We start from the raw sequence: 20,566 nt of genomic DNA, 5'->3' as shown, positions 1-20,566 counted from the left end.
CCGAACACCCCACGAAAGGCCCGGCGATGCCCGAGACCGACCCCGCCCTGATCGACACGCTGTGTGCGCAGGCCCCCTTTGACGCGCTGACCGATGCAATGCGCGCGCGGCTTGCCCCCGGTCTGACGGCGGTCGAGGTGGCGCAGGACGAGACGCTCTTTGCCAAGGGCGCGCCGCTCAAGGGGCTTTACGTGATCGTGTCGGGCGCGTTCGATATTCAGACCGGGGCCAATGACCTCGTGTCGCATCGCGGCCCCGGCGATATCATGGGCGAGCGCGGCTTGCTGCGGGACGGCACCGCGCAACTGACCGCCCGCGCGTCCGAGCCTGCGCGCCTCATCCTCATTCCCGGGTCAGAGTTCCTGGCGCTGATGGAGGAATGCGACGGGATCGCCCGCTGGTTCGCCCGCGCGCGGCCCACCGACCCCTCGGATGCCGGCCCCTATGCGACCGGCCTCACTGCGCTTCAGGTCTCGGACCTGATGGCGAAACATCCCGTCACTTGTGGCCCTGAGGCGACGATCACTGATGTCGCGCGGCTGATGCGCGATCACGTCATTTCCTCGGTCGTGGTGATGGAGGCGGGGCAGTTGACCGGCATCATCACCGCCCATGACCTGACCAATAAGGTCTTGGCCGAGGGGCTGGACGGCCAGATCAAGGTGGCTCAGGTGATGACGCCCGACCCGGTGACCATCGCGCCGAACCGTTTGGGCCTCGACGCGCTGATGCTGCTGTCGGAGTTGAAGGTCAACCATCTGCCGGTGGCACAGGGTGGCCGTGTGGTGGGCATGATCGGCAAGACCGACCTTTTCCGCCAACAGGCCGCCACGGCGAGCCATATGGTCGCCGATATCACCCATGCCGATACGCCCGATGACATGGCCCATGTGATGGAGCGGGTGCCGGGCCTTCTGGCGCAACTGGTGCAGGCTGGGGTGAAGCCCGCCTCGATCACCCGGCGGATCACCGATATCACCGATGCGATCACAAGGCGGCTCTTGCGGCTGGCCGAGACACGGCTGGGGCCTGCCCCGGTTCCTTACCTCTGGGCCGCCTGCGGTTCTCAGGGGCGGCGCGAGCAGACCGGCGTCAGCGATCAGGACAACTGCCTGATCCTGGATGATGCCTTCGATCCCGCGCACCACGACGCCTATTTCGCCGATCTCGCCAAGTTCGTCAGCGACGGGCTGGATACCTGCGGGTTCTTCTACTGCCCCGGCGACATGATGGCGACTAATCCGCGCTGGCGCCAACCGCGCCGGGTGTGGCGGGATTATTTCTCGCGCTGGATCGCGCAGCCCGACAACGAGGCGCAGATGCTGGCCTCGGTCATGTTCGACCTGCGCGCTATCGCGGGCGAGACGGCGCTCTTCGAGAACCTGCAGGCCGAGGTGCTGGCGCAGGCCAAGAAGAACTCGATTTTCGTGGCGCACATGATCTCCAATGCGCTCAAGCATACCGTGCCGCTGGGCCTCTTGCGGGGCTTTGCGCTCATTCGCTCGGGTGAGCACAAGAACACCATCGACCTCAAGCATTCCGGCGTCGTGCCGGTGGTCGATCTGGGGCGGATCTACGCGCTCTTGGGATCACTGGAAGAGGCGGGCACCCGCGACCGGATCGAGGGCGCGCGCGCGGGCGGCGTGATCTCCGAGAGCGGCGCGCATGATCTGCTTGATGCCTATGACCTCATCGCCGAGACACGGCTGCGCCATCAGGCGGCGCAGATCGCGGGCGGCAAGGTGCCGGATAATTTCATGAACCCGTCCGATCTGTCGGATTTGGAGCGCAATCACCTGCGCGATGCCTTCATGGTGGTCAAGACAATGCAATCGGCCCTCGGACAGTCGCGCGGGGCAAGAGGATAACCCATGTTCTTTGAACTCATCGCCACATTCGCCGCAGGCGCGGTCGCGGCCGGTCTCGCCCTCATCGCGGGGCATCTGAGCGGCGGGCGTCTGCCCAAATGGATCACGCCGGTCATGGCCGGGATCGCCATGCTGGGCTATGCGATCTGGTCGGAATATAGCTGGGCCGGTCGCACCACCGACGGGCTGCCCGAGGGGGTGGAGGTGCTGGTCACGGTCGAGGAAACCCGGTTCTGGAAACCCTGGACCTATGTCGTCCCGCAGACCACGCGGATCATGGCGCTCGATCGCGAGAGCGTGCAGACCAATCCCGATGCCCCCGGTATCCTGTTGGCCGACCTTTATTTTTTCGCACGCTGGACACCGCCCGCAAAACGCCCGCAACTTGTGAACTGTGCGCAAGCTACGCGCGCCGATGTCAGTGGCGCGGCGCTGGCCGACCCGTCCGAGGCCACGTGGAGGAGCATGGCCGAGGACGACCCGCTGAGCGAGGCGCTCTGCCAGACGTGAGTGCGTCGGACATGACCGGGAGAGGAGGCCCGCAATGTCGCAAAAAACCGTTCTGCTCGTCGAGGACGAGGATAATATCGCGCTGGCGCTCACCCATCTGATCGGGCGGGCGGGCTATGCCCTGCGCCGGGTGGCGAGCGGAAATGCCGCCCTCGAGGCGCTGGCCGAGGCGCGCCCCGATCTGGTGGTGCTCGACGTGATGCTGCCCGAACGTTCGGGCTATGAGATTTGCCAGCTCATTCGCCGGGACGCCGCCCTCAGGGGCATCAAGGTGCTGATGATCACCGCTGGCGGCGGCGAGGTGGAGCGGCGCAAGGGCATGGCGGTGGGGGCCGATGCCTTCATGACCAAGCCTTTCGCGGCTGCGGATCTGACTGCGCAGATCAACGCGCTGCTGGCGGAGGAGGGGGCATGATCGAGCGTCTGACCAAGCGGCTTGGCCTGCGTGTGCGCTTTGCGCTCTTCTTTGCCGCCCTCGGGCTGGGCGGGGCTGTGCTGATCGCGGGGGCGCTGATCTTTGGCTATTCCCGCGCGGGCGGGCCACCCGATGGCTACGTGATCGCTGGGCTGATCGGGACGCTCGGGCTGCTGGGGCTGGCGGCGTGGATCGGGCTGCTGTTCGATGAAAACGTCGCCAAGCCGATCCTTGCGCTCGCCTCGGACCTCACCACCCGCGCCCGCGCCGATGTGGATTTGCAGATCGACGAGGGGCAGGCCAAACATCTCAGCACGCTGGCCCCCGCCGCCAACGCGATCAACGCCGCGCTATCAGAGGCGCGCGCCGCGCGGCAACGCGCGGTCGAGCGTGAGACCGCTCGCATCGCCCGGGAAAAGGCGCTCTTCGAGGCGCTGTTTCGTGATCTGGGCGAGGGTGCTGTGGTGGCCACGCCCGACAATCGCGTGATGCTGTACAACCGCATGGCGCAGGACCTTCTGGGCGAGATCGGCCTTGACCGCCCGCTCTCGGCCTTCCTGCGGCCAGAGCCGGTGATGGATGCGCTGTCGCGGATGCAAAAGGCCCGCGTGCGCGGTGAGGTTACCGCCGAGACGTTTCTGGCCGCCTCCGCCGATGGCCACCGGTTCCTGTTGGGCCGTGTCAGCCCGATCCTGTCGGATGAGGAACTGTCGGGCCATGTCCTGATCTTCCGCGACGCCACCGAGGATCTGAGCGCCCATGCCGCCCATGATCACCTCTTCACCGCGCTGATGGAGGGGGTGCGCCGCCCCGCGGGCACCATCGGTGCGCTGCTTGAGGTGCTGCAATCGGTCGATGATCTCGCCCCCGAGCAGCGCGCGCAGATGCGCCAGGGGATCGAGGACGAGGTGGCGCGGCTGTTCTCCTGTCTCGATGATTTCAGCACCCGTCATGCCGCGATCAAGTCGCGCCGCTGGCCGATGTCGCCGGTCGCGGTCAGCCATGTGTTCGACGGGGTGCGGGCGCATTCCAATACGGATGTCAGGATCACCCGCAGCGAGGCGATGCTGGCCTGCGACGGCTTTGCCGTGACCACGCTTTTGGCGCAGCTCTCATGCCACCTGACCGAGGACGGCACGCGTGACGCGCTGACCCTCTCGGCAGAGGTTGAGGCAGGCGAGACCCGGCTCATTCTTGGCTGGCAGGGCGAGGCGGTGACTGACGGGCAGTTGACCGGCTGGCTGCGCGCGCCGCTCACCGAGGCCTATGGCGACTATTCCGGGCGCGACGCGCTCGCCGCGCATCAGACCGATCTCTGGGCCGAAACCGGTGCGGATGGCCACCGCATCGTGCTGCCCCTCGCCTCGGCCGCGCCCCCGCTGGCCCCCGGCGATGCGCGGCCTGAATTCTATGATTTCAACCTGCCCGAGGCCCCCGGCACCGATCTGGCCGAAACGCCGCTGTCGGATCTGAGTTTCGTGGTCTTTGACACCGAAACCACCGGCCTCTCGCCGCGTGGCGGGGATGAGATCGTGCAGATCGCCGGTCTGCGCATCGTCAATGGCCGCATTCTGCGCGGCGAGACCTTTGACACATTGGTCAATCCGGGTCGCGCCATTCCGCCCGCCTCGACCCGGGTGCATCACATCACCGACGCGATGGTCGAGGGCGCGCCGGACATTTCCGAGGCCGGGCAGCGGTTTCACGAGTTCTGTCGGGGCGCGGTGCTGGTGGCGCATAACGCGCCGTTCGATCTGGCCTTTCTACGGCTCAAGGAGCAGGTGATCGGGCGGCGCTTCGACAATCCGGTGCTCTGTACCGTGTTGATGTCGGCGGGGCTCTTCGATCACACCGGTCAGCACACGCTCGATGCGCTCTGCGACCGCTTCGGTATCACCATCCCGCCCGAGGCGCGCCATACCGCCATGGGCGACACGGTGGCCACGGCCGAGGTCTTTGTGCGCATGCTCGATCTCTTGCAGGCCAAGGGCGTGACCACGCTTGGCGGTGCGATCACCGAAGAGGGGCGCATGACCCGCATCCGCAAGGCGCAGAATTATTGAGCGCCGCTTGGCGTCTTGACCCTCGCCTCATGCTCCACTAACAACGGGGCCGTTGAGCGGGCGTTGTGTAATGGTAAGACCTCAGCCTTCCAAGCTGATGATACGGGTTCGATTCCCGTCGCCCGCTCCAATCCTTTCTCCCTGCGGCTGAACAGCCCCTTGACCCCGGCGCGCCCGCGCGCCAAGACCCTGTGCAAAACGACGAGGGAAGAGAACCGATGGTGCGAAAGGCCGAAAACGGGGCCGATCAGCTGGATCGCGAGAGATCGAAGCGGGTTGGGGCGCTGGCCGAATTATGGCCGTTCCTGCGGCCCTATCGCGCGCTTCTGGGCGCGGCGATTGCGGCGCTGGTGCTGACTGCGGCGGTGGCTTTGGTGCTGCCGATGGCGGTGCGCCGGGTGGTGGATAATTTCGGCACCGAGGACGGCGCGCTGCTCGATCAGTATTTCGGCGGCGCGCTCTTCATCGCGGCGCTGCTGGCGCTTGGCACCGGCGCGCGGTACCTGCTGGTCACCCGTCTGGGCGAGCGCGTGGTTGCCGATATCCGCAAGGCCGTGTTCGACCGGGTGATCGGCATGAGCCCCGCGTTCTTCGAACGGCTGATGACCGGCGAGGTGCTGAGCCGGATCACCACCGATACCACTCTGATCCTCTCGGTCATCGGCTCGTCCGTCTCGATCGCGTTGCGCAACCTGCTGTTGTTCATCGGCGGCATGGTCCTGATGCTGCTGACCTCGGCCAAGCTGACCGGGCTTGTCCTGCTGATCGTGCCGCTGGTGATCTTCCCGATCCTCTTTCTGGGCCGTAAGATGCGGGTGCTCAGCCGTGAGAATCAGGACTGGATCGCCAACAGTTCCGGCAACGCCTCCGAGGCGCTCTTGTCGGTACAGACGGTGCAGGCCTTCACCCATGAGGGCGAGAGCCGGGCGCGGTTCGCCGATGTGACCGAGCGCAGCCATGACGCGGCGCGCCGCCGGGTGAACACCCGCGCGCTGATGACGGTGATCGTGATTTTCCTCGTGTTCACCGGCATCGTCGGCGTGCTCTGGATCGGCGCGCGCGACGTGCGGGCAGGCGACATGACGCCCGGCAGCCTTGTGCAATTCGTGATCTATTCGGTGATGGTGGCGGGGGCCGTGGCGGCGCTGTCGGAAATCTGGGGCGAGTTGCAGCGCGCGGCGGGCGCGACCGAGCGGCTGGTGGAGTTGCTGCAGGCCGATGACCCGGTCAAGGACCCGGCCGCCCCGGTGGCGGTGCCGCGCCCCGCGCGCGGCGGGATCGAGTTCGACGCGGTGCGCTTTGCCTATCCCGCGCGGCCCGAGACCCCGGCGCTTGACGACTTCAACCTGAGCATCAAGCCCGGCGAGACGGTGGCGCTGGTCGGGCCGTCGGGGGCGGGCAAGACCTCGGTCATTCAGCTGATCCAGCGGTTCTATGACCCCGATGAGGGGCAGATCACGCTGGATGGCGTGCCGCTTTGGGATATGGCCCGGCACGCGTTCCGCGCCGATCTTGCGCTGGTGCCGCAGGACCCGGTGATCTTCGCCGCCTCGGCGCGCGAGAATATCCGCTTTGGCCGTCTCGATGCGAGCGATGCCGAAATCGAGGCCGCGGCGCGCGCGGCCAATGCGCATGACTTCATCTCGCGGCTGCCCGAGGGCTATGACACCTATGTGGGCGAGCGCGGCGTGATGCTCTCGGGCGGGCAGAAACAGCGCATCGCCATCGCCCGCGCGATCCTGCGCGACGCCGCCGTTCTGCTGCTTGACGAGGCGACATCGGCGCTCGATGCCGAGAGCGAGCGCGCGGTGCAGCAGGCGGTCGATGCGATGGCGCGGACCCGCACCACGATCATCGTGGCACACCGTCTGGCCACGGTGAAAAAGGCCGACCGGATCGTGGTGATGGACCAGGGCCGGATCGTGGCGCAGGGCACACACGACAGTCTGGTGGCGGAAAACGGGCTATACGCGCGGTTGGCGCGGTTGCAATTTACCGATGGCGAGGCGGCGTGACGGCGCGGAGTCGGGGCAGAGCCAAGAAATTTCAAAACTTTCTTGAGCGGAATTTTTTCAAAATTCCGTCGCCTGACAGGGCTTCAGGCACAAACCTGCAAGATGCGTCTTGCGGTCCCCGGCCATTCGCCCCTTGCCCAAACCCCTGCGATTTGGGATAACCTGCGGCAGATCAAACACGGAGAGGCTCATGCCCGCGCGCATCTACAAACCGGCCCGTAACGCCATGCAGTCCGGCACCGCCAAGTCCAGGCACTGGGTGCTGGAATTCGTGTCGGAGACCCGGCGCGAGGTTGATCCGCTGATGGGCTGGACCTCGAATGAGGACACGCAGGCCCAGGTGCGGCTGCGTTTTTCCACCAAGGAGGCGGCGCTGCAATACGCCAAGGAGCACGGTATTGACGCCGTCGTTCAGGAGCCGCACAAGCGCAAGACAAACATCCGCCCCGGCGGATACGGTGACAATTTCGCCACCAATCGTCGTCAGGTCTGGACCCACTGACAGAGGCGCTCTGACAGGGGCCCGCGTTTTTCCATAATCCTGCCGCTTTCGGGGGGTATTGCCCCTTGCGATGTATCTTGTCGCGAGGACCCCCTGATGACACCTACCATCGAATCCCCGCGCCCTGTCTGGGGCCTGGCCGGCGTCATCGCCGGTCTGATCGCTGTCGCCTTGGTGACGCTCAGCCTGTCGTCGATCTTTGCCGAGCCGCAGCCCGACATGGCCTCGCAGATCGGCGAAATGGCCGCTGAAATCCGCAAATCGGCCATGCGCAGCATGATGGGCGAAGCTCAACCGGTGCCCGAAACCCCGGCGATGACCCTGGCCATGATCATCACCCTCGCCATTCCGGTTGTAGCCGGAGGGGCCGCGCTGTGCGGGGCGATCGGTCTCTTTCGTCGTGAACCGCGCAGCCTGCCGCTCCTGGCCCTCGGCTTTGGAACCGGTGCCTTTCTGATGCAATACCTGTTCTGGATGGCGCTGTTTATCGGTGGGGTATTCCTGATGGTCGCGATCCTCAACAACCTCGACAGTATCCTCGACTTCTGAGGGCTGCGCCAAAGCCGTTTGCAAAGGCGATTGTATATTTGACAAACCCGTGAGGTAAAGGCACGCTTGGACTCCATTTAAAGGAGATTCGAGATGTCAGTTCTTCTGGTCGGTTATGACCTAAACTCACCCGGACAAAACTACGTGGATTTAATCGAGTCAATTGAGGAATACACTTGTTGCCACGCGCTAGACTCCATGTGGTTCGTTGATACACAAAAAGCCCCTAAGGAAGTTCATAAAGACTTAAGTGCTCACCTTGATAAGGGCGACCAACTATACGTTATGCGGCTACACAAGCACTGGGCGGCCCTCCGTGCCAATAATAGTGAGACATTCGACCGGCTGAAGTTTACACTTGAGGGCGCAGGAGAACGAACCGATGGTCATGCCCTCACGGACACCACTTTCATCGGATGCCGGGTCCGACGCCATTTCGCCCGACGTCACACCTGCCCGCGTCGTAGCCGCACCGGCAGCCCCCACGGCCGAGCTGACGCGCACGCCGAAGCGGCGCAGCTTCACTGCGAAATACAAACTGCGCATTCTGGATGAGACGGATCGAGCAGCAGGCACTGGCGAGGTCTCCAGCATTCTGCGGCGTGAGGGGCTTTATTCCTCGGCCCTGACCGATTGGCGCCGGGCGCGTGCGGCAGGCACGCTGGGGGCATTGCAGCCCCGCCGACGCGGCCCGCAACAGGCGCCGGTCAACCCGTTGCAGGCCGAGCTGGACAAGGCCAACCGAGAGGTTGCGGCATTGCAGCGCCGCCTGAACAAGGCGGAAGCCGTCATCGCCATCCAAAAAAAAGTGGCGGCGCTGCTGGAGGAGATGGAACAGACATCCGAGCGCGGCGGAACATCATGATGGCCGCGGCGATCGCCTTGCCAGCCGGCAGCGGTTTGACATCGGCCGTCTGTGCCGCGCTGCCGGTGTCGCGGGCAAGCGTTTTGCGGCACCGCGCGGCCCTCACGGCCCCGCCACGCGCAGCAAAGCCGCGCCCGCCGTCGCAACGCGCCTTGCCGGAGCGTGAGCGGGCTCGGGTCCTGGACTATCTGCGCAGTCCCCGCTTCGCCGATCAGACGCCCACGGAGGCCTTTGCGAGCTTGCTGGATGAAGGCACCTACCTGTGTTCGATCCGCACGATGTATCGGATATTGGCCGCGCAAGGCGAAGTTGCCGAGCGCCGCCGTCAACGCACACATCCCGTCTACCAAAAGCCCGAACTGCTGGCCGAGGCCCCCAACCAGGTCTGGTCCTGGGACATCACCAAGCTGATGGGCCCGGTGAAATGGTCCTACTTCTATCTCTATGTCATACTGGACATCTTCAGCCGCCGCGTGGTCGGCTGGCGCGTCGAGCACGCCGAGAGCGCAACCCTGTTCAAAGCCCTGTTCATCGACGCGATGGAAAAGCATGCCGTCCCGCGCGATCAGTTAACGCTGCATGCCGATCGCGGAGGGCCCATGAAGGCAAGGACAACCGCCCTTATGCTGGTCGATCTCGGCGTGCTCAAGTCCCACGGCAGGCCGCACACCTCGAACGACAATCCGTTCTCGGAGGCTCACTTCAAGACGCTGAAATACCAGCCGGAATTTCCCAGGAACTTCGAAACCATCGAACAGGCCCGCACCTTCTGCCGTCGCTTCTTCGCATGGTATAACCAGGAGCATCATCACGCCGGCATCGGGTTGATGACACCCGACCAGATCCACTTCGGACAGGCCGAAGCAATCCAGACAGCCCGTCAAGCAACCCTCGACGCCGCGTTCCTGAGCACGCCAGAGCGGTTCGTGCGCAAACCGCCGCAACCACCAAAAATCCCGACTGCCGTCTGGATCAACCCACCAAAGACAACCGAAGGAAATCAAGCTTAAAGTCCAGAAGCTGCTGTCTCAAAGTCGTTGACACGTTCCGCGGCGAGCTTCAAGGATCACTGCACGGAGTGGCTGAAGTCGTCATCACGGACTTGGGATTAGCGCCAAAAGGCAAGCCATTCACCTTGAAGGTAATGCCCAATAGGCGAGCGACAAAGCTGAGAAATGCAAGTTTCATAGGTATTATAATACCGCGCCTAACGCGGTATATCAATACCCAAAGCAATGCCTAGATTTACTCCATGACTTCGGCAGGTAGAACGCGGAACCCGGAAAGAAAATCCGTTGCCGCCTCTGGTTTCATCCCCCTATCAATGAATTCAGCGCGCACAGGTTCGGACGGGAAAACCCAAATATCCTTGCGGATTACAGCCGCATGGAACGCATCGTCCTCTGACACAGTGCCTGTCGCCATGAGGATGGATTTTAAGTCGGATTGATCAAGTTCAATTCTAGACTCCACTAAGTCAAACCTCCCGTCTAGATGCTCTTGCAAGTCCTCAATGGCAGTGGTGTTTTCATCAACCGCGGTTTTGAGGGTGGAGAGAGCCGTGTTGCTCTGCCCTAGCTGGTAACTCATGGTGAAGCCAGCGGCCACCAGAGCGAGAAAACCGCCAATGCAAATTTCGCCTATGTGTCGATTAGCCCAATTAGCCACGGTTGACCTCAATCACTGTCACGTCCCTTCCTATTACTTGGGTTGTCACCTCCCTCATCGCTAGTGCGGTTGCGAACGATCTTACGCAACTTCTTCTCAAAGCGATCTTCATCGTCGTCCGTCTCTAGCTGGCGGGCGGCTTCCTTGAACTTGTCGAGTTGGGATTTCTTATTGGACATTTCGGGTCAACAGCTTGTGAACTCCATCTGGGCCGGCCACCGTGGCTACATTTTGCAGAAGCAAAATATCTTCGGCGCTCAGGTCATTATTGTGCGCCACAATTTTATTTACCTGGGCGTCGTGGGGAACGTCTGCCAGTGCCACGTATTTTGAATTAACAGAAATCGCATGCGCGGTGACTGTTTCAATCAGCGTGATTCCACTCCTGGACTGAACAGCAAGGTCGAACTTGTAACGACGCCCGCTTGCCCCCTTATAAGGAAAGCCTTTTGTTATCGCACCCTTCGGCAAACTTGGCTCAAGTAACTGATATAGATTTTCAGCAAGGGCCTGTTCTGTTTTTTTGCTGTTTTCTTTAAGCGCATTTCGTGCGGACATTGCGCAAGTATTTGCAACAGAAACAATCGCAGTTTCCAGCCAATCTATGGCCTCAATTTTCAAAGATATACGACGCTTACCAAAGCTAAGCCCATATCGCTTACATTCTGATTTTATTATTTTCTTAGCAGTGTCTCCAGACTGACCATGAGCCATTATAACAGCAACTGTTTCCCCCGCATCGTGAACGATGAAGCCATCCCCCAGCTTCACGATATAAACGAACACAGGCTCAAAAGATGGATAGACGCACATGGTTCGCATCTGCGCGCCATTTTCCGTCTCGACGCAAGACGAGAAATTGCTGGTGCTTTTCTGTAGCGATTCACACAGTGTAAGCATTAGAAAAGCCCCTCTCGCGCAGGCGGGTTTAAATCCCTCTGGTCTGGACTAAATTGTATATTACATTCGCTACAAATGTAAGCCAGCAAATGTCCAAGCTTTTGAGTCGCTTGGGAAATTTCTTCCTTGATTGGGATTTCCCACTCATCTGCTGGTAACGCATCAAGGATAAATTGTCGGTTATTCTCCCATTTATGAATGTGCGTTCCAAAAACATGGGGAGGGAGGCCAAGTTTATCCGCTTGAGGCGGATTGCCGTCGCTAACGTCTGACGGCTTAATGTCTACACGACAAACTTTCTTGCCCTTGTAAATCAATGAAACGCTTGGTTGCCCAGTAGAGGCCCTGTTGTAGCGGAAGCTAAGGTGTGACCGACTAATCCCCCCATCTTCTATAATTGGCCACTTCGCATCTACTTGATCTAATCTTCCATTCTCACGCCAAATTGGGTGCTGCCCCTTTAATGACTTTGGCAAACGTAAAAATTCGTAACTCCCAAGCACCCCCGCGGTAGGGGTTATTGTCAGTTTCGGGGTGAGTCCAATTTGCCATTCGGCGCGTGAAGTTTTCGTTCCGGGCTGAATTCCGTGGCGCCGGGTCGATTTCTCTGAATCAGTGGTGGCATGGATCGGCTTACCACCCTTGAACAACAACTCGCCACGGCTCTGCGCAGGATCACTGAGCTTGAAGCCGCGTTGGCGACCATGGCGGAAGAAAACGCGGATCTGCGCCGACAGTTGGCCAAGAACAGCAACAATAGCAGCAAGCCCCCTTCGAGTGATGGCCTGAAGAAACCGTCACCGCGCAGCCTGCGTGGCAAGTCCGGCAAGAAAAGCGGCGGCCAGGTTGGCCACCGGGGCAACACCCTGCGCCAGACGCCAACACCCGATTTTGTCGAACGGCATGAAGCGACGCGTTGTGGCGCGTGTCAACGCGCCCTGACGGCGGAGATGACGAAGGGGATGGAGAAGCGTCAGGTGTTCGACCTGCCCGCGCCGCGCCTGGAGGTCACCGAGCATCAGGCGGCGGTTTATTGTTGCGACCATTGTCGAGCCATGACGACGGCTGGCTTTCCCGATGGCGTGAACGCGCATGTGCAATACGGCACGCGCATGCGGGCGGCGGCGGTCTATTGCAATGTTCAGCAGCTGATACCCGAGGATCGGGTCTGCCTGCTCCTGCGCGACCTGTTTGGGGCCACCAGCCTGTGCGCAGCCAGCGTGACCAACTGGGTGAACCGCGCGGCGCACACCTTGGGTGGCGTGGTCGAGCACATTCTTGCCCGCCTCACCAAAGGCGGCGTTCGGCATCTGGACGAGACCGGACTTCGTGTTGCCGGCAAGCTGCACTGGCTGCACTCGATCTGCGATACCGCCTTCACGCATTACCGCATCGACACCAGGCGCGGTGCCGTTCCAACCTTCCTGACCGGCGGGACGATCGTTCATGATCACTGGAAACCCTACTACGCCCATATGAGTGGGGTCGACGCCCACGCCCTCTGCGGGGCGCATCACTTGCGCGAACTCAAGGCCATCGAAGAGATCGAAAAGGAGCCGTGGGCGAGAGAGGTGAGCGCGGTGCTCAACCGCGCCAATCAGCTCAGGTGCGAGGCTCAGCACCGAGGCGAGACCGAACTTCCGGAACCGGTTCGCCAGGGTATCGTCACCAGATACATGGCGATCCTCGCCGAAGGGCTCGCCTTCCACGAACGTCAGCCCCCACTGGCCAAAAGCCCCGGCACCCGCGGCCGACAAGCCAGGCGGCCAGGCCATAACCTGCTCATCCGCCTGCGTGACTACCGCGACGACGTCCTGCGGTTCCTCGCCGACTTCGCAGTCCCCTTCACCAACAACCAGGCTGAACAGGACCTGCGCATGATGAAGCTGCGCATGAAAATCTCGGGCACCTTCCGCACAGTTGAGGGTGCGCAGGTCTTCGCCGACATCAGGTCCGTCATCTCGACGGCCAGAAAACACGGGCTCAATGTCCTCGACACCCTGACCCTGTCACCATCTCAGATCATCGCTCGGCTCTGAAGGCAGCCCCCCGCACAACCTTATCGGAGAGGGTGCTTGGGAGTTACAAAAATTCATCAATTTCACCGCATAGGCGAATCTTATCTTGCTTACTCATGCAGATAAATTACTCGCTGTCAGGCAGTGTGTCACTGCTATTAGACGTGAGCCCTTTGATAGGTAAGGCGCTTCCCAATCACGCCAGTAAGAGCAATCAAGCCCCGCTCAGCATCCTCAACACCATTCGCTGTCCGGTTATTGTAACGGAACTCAAATTCAGCCGCATAGCGGTGCAAGTGCTTCTTGCTGCAATGCTGATAGACGCCCTTCATGCCCCGCTTGAAGATGCTGAAATAACCCTCAATCGTGTTCGTGTGAACGTCGCCGCGCACGTATTCTTTGGCGCGGTGGCTGACCCACTCATGCGCGCCGAACTCTTTGCCAACTGCGGTGTAGTGCTTCGCTTCGTCTGTGTAGAGGTGCGCTTCCTTCGCCATGTTATCGCGCAGGATCGGGGCCAGCGTGTCCTTGCGCAGATCATCGACCACCATGGAGCGGGCGCGGCCTGTGTCGCGGTCTACAAGGCTCAGAACCTTCATTTTCCAGCCAATACCGCGCTTGGGAGACTGGCCCGGCTCTTTACCGATGAAGGTCTCGTCAACCTCGACAATGCCGCCACCCGCGCCGAAATCAACGGACGTGTCGCTGCGCATAGCCTCGCGGATACGGTGAGACATGAACCACGCGCTCTTGTGCGTGATTTCCAGAACGCGGTGAAGCTGGTGACTGCTGATACCCTTCTTGCTGGATACCATGAGGTGAATGGCTTGCAGCCACTTGTGCATTTCGATGTGGCTATCTTCAAAGATCGTGCCCTTGCGCACCGTGAACTGCTTACGGCACTCGCGGCACTTCCACAGACCATGACGCTCTTTGCCTTCGGGGTTCTTCTTGCTCGCCTTGGTGCGAACGCCAGTCAGGCGATAGGCGCTGTCCACCACTCCACAATGCGGGCAGACCGGGCCATTGGGCCAGATGATGCTTTCGACATGCGCAAAGGCTGCGGCTTCGTCGTGCATATACGGTTTGCTCAGAACAGACATAACAGGCTCCTAACTCTATGCACTAAAGATAGGATTCCGGGTTGGGTTTGTCAAGTATACAATCGCCTTTGCAAACGGCTTGAAACGCGGTTTTCAAACCGCGTTGCCAAGGTCTTTGCAAAGACCTTGCGCGCTCGGCCCGGACCAGCACTGAAAAAGGGAAGCAGCACCGGGGAGGGATCTGGGGGAACCCGCATCCCGGCGCTGCTTGCGCGGTCAGTGAAAGCTGGGGACTGACACTGACCGATCCTGTGCGGCGTTCAGCGGCACTTGCCGTTGAACGCCATATCCGCGGCCGTCTTGATGGCCAGCCAAAGCGTGGTCTGCGCGACCGGAGCCCTGAGCGTGATATCCCATTTGTCCTGCCAGCTCGGCGCGAAATCATTGGCCGCGAAATCCTCGGACATCACGATCACCGGGATGTCGTCGCAGGCCTCCTCGGCGGCGCTGAGAAAGGTGCCGAAGGCGGGCCGCTCGTCGGTAAAGCTATCGCGGTCGATCACCACGAGGTCGGTCAGACCCGCAAACCGGAACAGCCATTCATAGAAAAAGGACGGGTCATGGACCACCGTGACATCGAGCCCGAAGATCGATTCGAGCCAGATCTGAAGGTTGGTGATGTTATGCGACGGCTTGGCCAGGATAAGCACGCTCTGATGCGTGAACGCGCCGCGCAGCTCGATCTCGCGGGCGGTCGCCTGCGGGCTGTCCAGACCGACCGCGTCGAGGCGTCGCTCGCTTTCCCGGAACAGGCGGGTTGCGAGGCCGGGCAGGTGCGGCTCTTCCCAGCTGCGCGGCGCAGGTGCCGGGGCGGGCTTGAGATATGACACCAAGCGCTCGAAAAGCGATGACCGCAAGGGCATTTTTAGCGATTCAAAGCTCATTGGCATCCTCCATCTCAACCTTGATTCCAGTATATGTGATAAAACACATTAATCAAGCATATGTTACAACTTTAAGGGGAGCATTCAGGACATTTCATTATCCATGATGCACCTATAAGGTGTAAGCAATCATATTTTACCTTTAAAAACTGAATTTTCTCGCAGGAATGCTGACCTAGGCGAAATATTGCGCAACCTTAGGTAACCCATCACTTGCATTGACCGCTCAAGAAGATATGTGATTAATCAATGATGAGGGTAACAATTCTCAACACGGTTCAATGTATTTAAACCACCATTTTTGGTCATTGGCAGCTAGGGTTCATGCCCAGATTATGAGTTATCGGTTTCAGAGGGGGATATCTGTCGGTGCGCCAATCGTCCAGCAAGGCAATTGAGGTGCCCCTGCAATGAACGAAAGTCACTTCATGACAGAGTTCGACGCCACCATGGATGAGACGGCCCGCCTTATTTTCGCCATGAAGTTGAAATGCTCTGGATTCACATCTTGCGCAGCGATCGAAGCGTCACCAGCAGCTGTTGCTGCGTTGCTTCGTCAAGCTCATTCAGAAGCTCTTGCAATTCCGACGACACCGCCGCCGGACCAAAACCAAGAAGGGCCCCGGGACTGAGCCCGAGCGCCTTTTCGAGGGCCATCACCGTTTGCACGCGGGGGCTCTTGATGCGGCCTTGCTGAATATCGGTCACCGCACGGGCATTGAGCCCTGCACGTTTCGACAGTTGTGCAGGGTTCATGCCTTCCTGCGCCATGTAACGTGCAAGGCGCTTGCAAAATGCGTCCATGTCGAACTCGGCCTGTTCCGGATGTTCAAGCGGCATACTCGCGCGCTCCATACATACTCACCGTCCTCAAGTTTAGAATGCTTTCGCCCATCGTGGCAACAACGCCGGAGGATGGGAGGTTTCAGAGTGTCCTGTTTCCACATCTTCTGGCATAAATCACAGCACTCCGCGACTATGCATAAGTCTAGGTTTTGAATTCAAAATAGCACGTAAAATATAAATATATATATATTTCAGATGCTTGTGAGGCGAAGCTGTAGTTATGACGTAACGTCAATTATGCCGAATCATGCGGCAACAGGCTGGATTGACACGCATCAAGGCAGTTTTGCACCTGTTGCGGTAAGCTGCCTCTCATCAAAACAACAACAGATGAGGGATCGCCATATGACAGAAACTCAGACCGCGCCGACCGATATGGCGGACACGCAAACCCCTCCATCCCCGCCGCGCCAGCAAGAGGTGACCGCGCTCCGGTTGGCCTTCGAGAATGGCGAATACCCCTACGCGACGCGGCTCAGCCGCCGCAGCTATGAGGCGCAAAAGGCGAAATTGCAGGCGGAATTGCTCAAGGTGCAGCTTTGGGCGCAGGATGCGGGTGAGAAATTCGTGCTGCTCTTTGAGGGGCGTGATGCCGCGGGCAAGGGCGGCACGATCAAGCGCTTTACCGAGCATCTCAACCCCCGCACCGCGCGGGTCGTGGCGCTCAACAAGCCCACCGATCAGGAACGGGGCCAGTGGTATTTCCAGCGTTACGTGGAGCATCTGCCCACCGCCGGCGAAATCGTGCTCTATGACCGCTCTTGGTACAATCGCGCCGGGGTCGAGCGGGTGATGGGCTTTTGCGAGCCGTGGGAATACCTGGAATTCATGCGCCAGACGCCCGATTTGGAGCGCATGCTGGTGCGCTCCGGCATCCGGCTTTTCAAATACTGGTTCTCGGTCACGCAAGGCGAACAGCGCGCCCGTTTTGCCAGCCGCGAGACCGACCCGCTGAAACACTGGAAGCTGAGCCCGATCGACCGCGCCAGCCTCGACAAGTGGGAAGATTACACCGAGGCCAAGGAGGCGATGTTCTTTTACACCGACACCGCCGATGCGCCGTGGACCGTGGTCAAATCCAACGACAAGAAGCGTGCGCGCCTCAATTGCATGCTGCATTTCCTCAATTCGCTGGATTATCCGGGCAAGGATCCGAAAGTGGCGCATGCGCCCGATCCGCTCATCGTCTCAACCGCGCAGCATGTGCTGCACAAGAGCGATCACATCCTGGGCAAGTCGTTGCATCCCGGCGACCGCAAGCCGCGCTGATTTTTGCTGATCGCGGTCGGTCGGGCGTGCTGCGCGCTTGCCCGCGCGCGGCGGCCCGAGTAATCATGTCGCCATGATCTGGACCCGCCGCCTCGCGCTCGCGCTCTGCCTCTGTCTGCCTGTCGGCGGTGTGGGCGCCCATCCGCATGTATTTGTCGATGTGGCGCTGAACTTCACCGGCGACGGGGAGGGCAATCTCTCCCGCGTCGAGGTGACGTGGACCTATGACGATTTCTTCTCATTGCTGATCCTCAGCGATATGGGGCTCGACCCCGATGGCGATGGGGAACTGACCGAAGATGAACTGGCGAGGCTCAAGGGCTTTGATCTGGTGGAGTGGCCCGAGGGGTTCGAGGGCGATCTTTATATGCATCACGGCGATGACAAGATCGCGCTCGATCATCCGGTGCCCACCGGTATCGCGCTGGAGCAGGGCCGCATCGTCGCCACGCATGAGCGCAGCTTCGGCCCGGTGCCCGGCGACGGGCTCAAGGTCGAGGCCTATGATCCGACCTATTACGTCGAGCACACGCTGACCGGCCCGATCCGCCTGCCGCAGGGCTGCAGCTACACGATCCGCGAGCCGGATCTCGACGCCTCGCAACGCGCCTTCCGCGAGATGCTGGGGCAACTCAGTGCCGAAGAGCAATATGAGGGCGTCGAGGTGGGCAATCTCTTTTCACAGGCGATGTATCTGTCATGCGCCGCCCCGTCCTGAGCCTTGCGGCCCTTGGTCTGCTCGCTCTAGTGATCTGGCTTTGGGGGTTCGGCGGGGCCGGGGCCGTGTCGGCCTGGGCCAATGCCGGGCAGGCCGAGACGCAGCAGGCGATGGCGCGGCTGTTGCGCAGCCTGCGGGCGGGCGATCCGGGGGCGCTGACCGGTCTCATGGCGCTGTGTTTCGCCTATGGCTTTTTCCACGCGGCGGGGCCGGGGCATGGCAAGTTGCTGATCGGCGGCTATGGTATGGCCGCGCGCGTCAGCGCGCTGCGCCTGTCGGGGCTGGCGCTCGCCTCCAGTCTGGCGCAGGCGGCATCAGCGGTGGTGCTGGTCTATGCGGGCGTGTTCGTCTTTGATCTCACGCGCCAGCGCATGACCGGGCTGGCCGAGGATATCATGGCCCCTGCCAGTTATGCCGCCATCGCCGCCGTGGGGGCATGGCTGGCCCTTCGCGGGCTGCGGCGGCTGCGCGCCGCGCGCGTCGTGCGTCATGACCACGACGGCACCTGTTCCAGTTGCGGGCACACGCATGGCCCCACGGCGGACGAAGCCGCATCGGTCACCGGCTGGCGCGATGCGCTGGCGCTGATCGCCGCCGTGGCGATCCGGCCCTGCACCGGGGCGCTGTTCCTGCTGATCCTGACATGGCGCATGGGGCTGGAGATGGCGGGCATCCTCGGCACCTTTGCCATGGGGCTGGGCACCGCCAGCGTGACGCTTGCGGTGGCGCTTGCCTCGGTCACGCTGCGCGAGGGGGCGCTGGCGCGGTTTGCTGCGGGGCAGGGGGGCGCCCTTGCCCGCGCCCTGCCGCTCTTGGAGCTTGCGGCGGGTGTGGTGATTGCGGCGCTGTCGCTGCAACTCATGCTGGCGGTGCTTTGACGGGGCTTGCGCGCGAGGACGGCCCCGGCTAACGCCAATCCCATGCAACACCGTCTTTCATATCGCCAGCACGCCCGCGCCGTGATGGGCCTTGGCCTGCCGCTCGTCGGCAGCCACGTCGCGCAATTCGCCATCACCCTGACCGATGCGCTTATGCTCGGCTGGTATTCGGTCGAGGCGCTGGCCGCCGAGGTGCTGGGCGGCACGATGTTTTTCGTCCTCTTCATCATGGGCTCGGGCTTTGCCTGGGCGGTGATGCCGATGGTCGCCTCCGCCGAGGCCAGCGGCGAAGGCGCGCAGGTGCGCCGCGTCACCCGCATGGGGCTCTGGGCGTCGGTGCTCTTCGGCCTTGTCACATTGCCGCTGATGCTGGGTTCCGAGACGGTGTTCGGCCTCTTGGGACAGGCCCCGTCCACCTCGGCGCTGGGGGCCGATTACCTCATCATTGCCGGCTGGGGCATCCTGCCCGCGCTGATGGTGATGGTGTTGAAATCCTATCTCGCGGCGCTGGAACGCACGGCGGTGGTGCTGTGGATCACGCTGGCGGCAGTGGCGATGAATATCGTGGTCAACTACCTGTTGATCTTCGGCAATTTCGGATTTCCGGAACTGGGCGTGCGCGGCGCGGCCATCGCCTCGCTCGCGGTGCATATCGGCTCTCTGGTGGCACTGATGCTCTATGTGCGCCTCGTGGCCCCCGAACACGCGCTCTTCACCCGCCTCTGGCGGCCCGACTGGGAGGCGCTGACACGCGTCTTTCGCCTGGGCTGGCCGATCGGCATCACCAACCTGGCCGAGGTCGGGCTGTTTGCCGCCGCGTCGGTGATGATGGGCTGGCTGGGCACGCTGCCGCTGGCGGCGCATGGCATCGCGTTGCAAGTGACATCGGTGGTGTTCATGGTGCATGTGGGCCTCTCGAACGCCGCCACGGTACGCGCGGGTCAGGCGTTTGGCCGTGGCGACGGGCAGGGGTTGCGCGACGGGGCGCGGGTGGTGCTGGGGCTGTCGGGGGCCGTGGCGCTGGTGACGATGACGCTGTTTCTGGCGCTGCCCGACCCGATGATCGGCCTCTTTCTGGACCCCGGTGACCCGGACCGCGCTGCCGTGATCGAGATCGGGCGCGGGCTGCTGGCGGCGGCGGCGCTGTTTCAGTTGGTCGATGCGGCGCAGGTCATGGCGCTTGGTCTCTTGCGCGGGGTGCAGGATACCCGCGTGCCGATGGTGATCGCGGCGCTGAGCTATTGGGCCGTCGGCGTGCCGGTGAGCTACGTTCTGGGCTTTACCCTCGGCTATGGCGGGGCGGGCATCTGGCTTGGCCTTGCGGCGGGGCTGGCACTGGCGGGGGTGTTCATGCTGCTGCGCTTCTGGGGCTGGTCGGCGCGCGGCGTGGCGGCGTGAGGGAGAACAACGGATTCCGATTTAAGCACCAGCGCGATACGCGGCCGTCAGGCCGCCGCGCATCGTCATGCCAGAGGCATGCCTTCGGCCTGACGCC

19 protein-coding genes and 1 tRNA gene are annotated in these 20,566 nt (G+C 61.8%); 14 read left to right on the top strand and 6 right to left on the bottom strand.

Features of this window, described 5'->3' with window-relative positions:
• Positions 1-26 precede the first annotated feature (26 nt).
• From PVU19_RS12500 to PVU19_RS12460, 9 genes are all read left to right on the top strand, one after another.
• On the top strand, positions 27-1,868 hold the full coding sequence (locus PVU19_RS12500; RefSeq protein ID WP_050662581.1) for a DUF294 nucleotidyltransferase-like domain-containing protein: 1,842 nt from the start codon (positions 27-29) through the stop codon (positions 1,866-1,868).
• 3 nt (positions 1,869-1,871) lie between these two features.
• Positions 1,872-2,378 carry a hypothetical protein gene (locus PVU19_RS12495; protein ID WP_050662580.1) on the top strand — a complete coding sequence of 169 codons (507 nt, stop codon included), beginning with the start codon at positions 1,872-1,874 and terminating at the stop codon, positions 2,376-2,378.
• 34 nt (positions 2,379-2,412) lie between these two features.
• Positions 2,413-2,793, top strand: coding sequence for a response regulator transcription factor (locus PVU19_RS12490; protein ID WP_050662579.1), 381 nt, complete (start codon positions 2,413-2,415; stop codon positions 2,791-2,793).
• On the top strand, positions 2,790-4,856 hold the full coding sequence (locus PVU19_RS12485; protein ID WP_050662578.1) for a 3'-5' exonuclease: 2,067 nt from the start codon (positions 2,790-2,792) through the stop codon (positions 4,854-4,856). Before PVU19_RS12490 ends, PVU19_RS12485 begins: the two co-directional genes overlap by 4 nt.
• Before the next feature lie 56 nt (positions 4,857-4,912).
• Positions 4,913-4,986, top strand: a tRNA-Gly gene (locus tag PVU19_RS12480).
• Positions 4,987-5,074: 88 nt separating this feature from the next.
• Entirely contained in the window at positions 5,075-6,871 is a 1,797-nt protein-coding gene (locus PVU19_RS12475; protein ID WP_050662577.1) for an ABC transporter transmembrane domain-containing protein, read from the top strand.
• A 190-nt stretch (positions 6,872-7,061) separates the two neighbouring features.
• Complete coding sequence (locus PVU19_RS12470) at positions 7,062-7,373, top strand: ETC complex I subunit (RefSeq protein WP_050662576.1); 312 nt, start codon at positions 7,062-7,064, stop codon at positions 7,371-7,373.
• A 96-nt stretch (positions 7,374-7,469) separates the two neighbouring features.
• Entirely contained in the window at positions 7,470-7,922 is a 453-nt protein-coding gene (locus PVU19_RS12465) for a hypothetical protein (protein ID WP_050662575.1), read from the top strand.
• 382 nt (positions 7,923-8,304) lie between these two features.
• A protein-coding gene (locus PVU19_RS12460) for an IS3 family transposase (RefSeq protein ID WP_274789769.1) occupies positions 8,305-9,797 on the top strand; the annotation gives its coding sequence in 2 pieces (ribosomal slippage) (positions 8,305-8,734 and positions 8,734-9,797; 1,494 coding nt in all).
• Positions 9,798-10,032: 235 nt separating this feature from the next.
• Here PVU19_RS12460 and PVU19_RS12455 read toward each other — a convergent pair.
• The 3 genes from PVU19_RS12455 to PVU19_RS12445 all read right to left on the bottom strand — a co-directional run bounded on the left by PVU19_RS12455 (position 10,033) and on the right by PVU19_RS12445 (position 11,241).
• On the bottom strand, positions 10,033-10,377 hold the full coding sequence (locus PVU19_RS12455) for a hypothetical protein (protein ID WP_050664450.1): 345 nt from the start codon (positions 10,375-10,377) through the stop codon (positions 10,033-10,035).
• Between the two features lie 86 nt (positions 10,378-10,463).
• Positions 10,464-10,634 carry a hypothetical protein gene (locus tag PVU19_RS12450; protein WP_162838269.1) on the bottom strand — a complete coding sequence of 57 codons (171 nt, stop codon included), beginning with the start codon at positions 10,632-10,634 and terminating at the stop codon, positions 10,464-10,466.
• Positions 10,624-11,241, bottom strand: a complete 618-nt coding sequence (locus PVU19_RS12445) for a hypothetical protein (protein WP_152911729.1) — start codon at positions 11,239-11,241, stop codon at positions 10,624-10,626. Before PVU19_RS12445 ends, PVU19_RS12450 begins: the two co-directional genes overlap by 11 nt.
• Before the next feature lie 737 nt (positions 11,242-11,978).
• Here PVU19_RS12445 and tnpC point away from each other — a divergent pair.
• A complete protein-coding gene (gene tnpC, locus PVU19_RS12440; RefSeq protein WP_274789764.1) occupies positions 11,979-13,394 on the top strand; it encodes an IS66 family transposase in 1,416 nt (471 codons plus the stop codon).
• Positions 13,395-13,531: 137 nt separating this feature from the next.
• Here tnpC and PVU19_RS12435 read toward each other — a convergent pair whose 3' ends face one another.
• From PVU19_RS12435 to PVU19_RS12425, 3 genes are all read right to left on the bottom strand, one after another.
• Positions 13,532-14,476, bottom strand: coding sequence for an IS1595 family transposase (locus PVU19_RS12435; RefSeq protein ID WP_274789768.1), 945 nt, complete (start codon positions 14,474-14,476; stop codon positions 13,532-13,534).
• A gap of 260 nt (positions 14,477-14,736) precedes the next feature.
• Positions 14,737-15,306: a hypothetical protein gene (locus PVU19_RS12430; protein WP_274789767.1), complete on the bottom strand. Its 570-nt coding sequence runs from the start codon at positions 15,304-15,306 to the stop codon at positions 14,737-14,739.
• A gap of 555 nt (positions 15,307-15,861) precedes the next feature.
• Positions 15,862-16,200 carry a helix-turn-helix domain-containing protein gene (locus PVU19_RS12425; RefSeq protein ID WP_160316354.1) on the bottom strand — a complete coding sequence of 113 codons (339 nt, stop codon included), beginning with the start codon at positions 16,198-16,200 and terminating at the stop codon, positions 15,862-15,864.
• A 381-nt stretch (positions 16,201-16,581) separates the two neighbouring features.
• Here PVU19_RS12425 and ppk2 point away from each other — a divergent pair, with 381 nt between their 5' ends.
• From ppk2 to PVU19_RS12405, 4 genes are all read left to right on the top strand, one after another.
• Positions 16,582-17,475, top strand: a complete 894-nt coding sequence (ppk2, locus tag PVU19_RS12420) for a polyphosphate kinase 2 (protein ID WP_050662261.1) — start codon at positions 16,582-16,584, stop codon at positions 17,473-17,475.
• A gap of 73 nt (positions 17,476-17,548) precedes the next feature.
• Positions 17,549-18,193, top strand: a complete 645-nt coding sequence (locus PVU19_RS12415; RefSeq protein ID WP_050662199.1) for a DUF1007 family protein — start codon at positions 17,549-17,551, stop codon at positions 18,191-18,193.
• Positions 18,175-19,071, top strand: coding sequence for a nickel/cobalt transporter (locus PVU19_RS12410; protein ID WP_050662200.1), 897 nt, complete (start codon positions 18,175-18,177; stop codon positions 19,069-19,071). The genes PVU19_RS12415 and PVU19_RS12410 overlap by 19 nt, the downstream gene beginning before the upstream one ends.
• A 42-nt stretch (positions 19,072-19,113) precedes the next feature.
• Positions 19,114-20,469 (top strand): MATE family efflux transporter, encoded by a 1,356-nt coding sequence (locus PVU19_RS12405; RefSeq protein ID WP_050662201.1) that lies wholly within the window; start codon positions 19,114-19,116, stop codon positions 20,467-20,469.
• Positions 20,470-20,566: the final 97 nt, after the last annotated feature.

The sequence above is a fragment of the Roseovarius tolerans genome, from assembly GCF_028885395.1.
GTDB lineage: Bacteria > Pseudomonadota > Alphaproteobacteria > Rhodobacterales > Rhodobacteraceae > Roseovarius > Roseovarius tolerans.
Note: the sequence above shows the minus strand (reverse complement) of the source record. Positions and strands in the feature narration are given on the sequence as shown.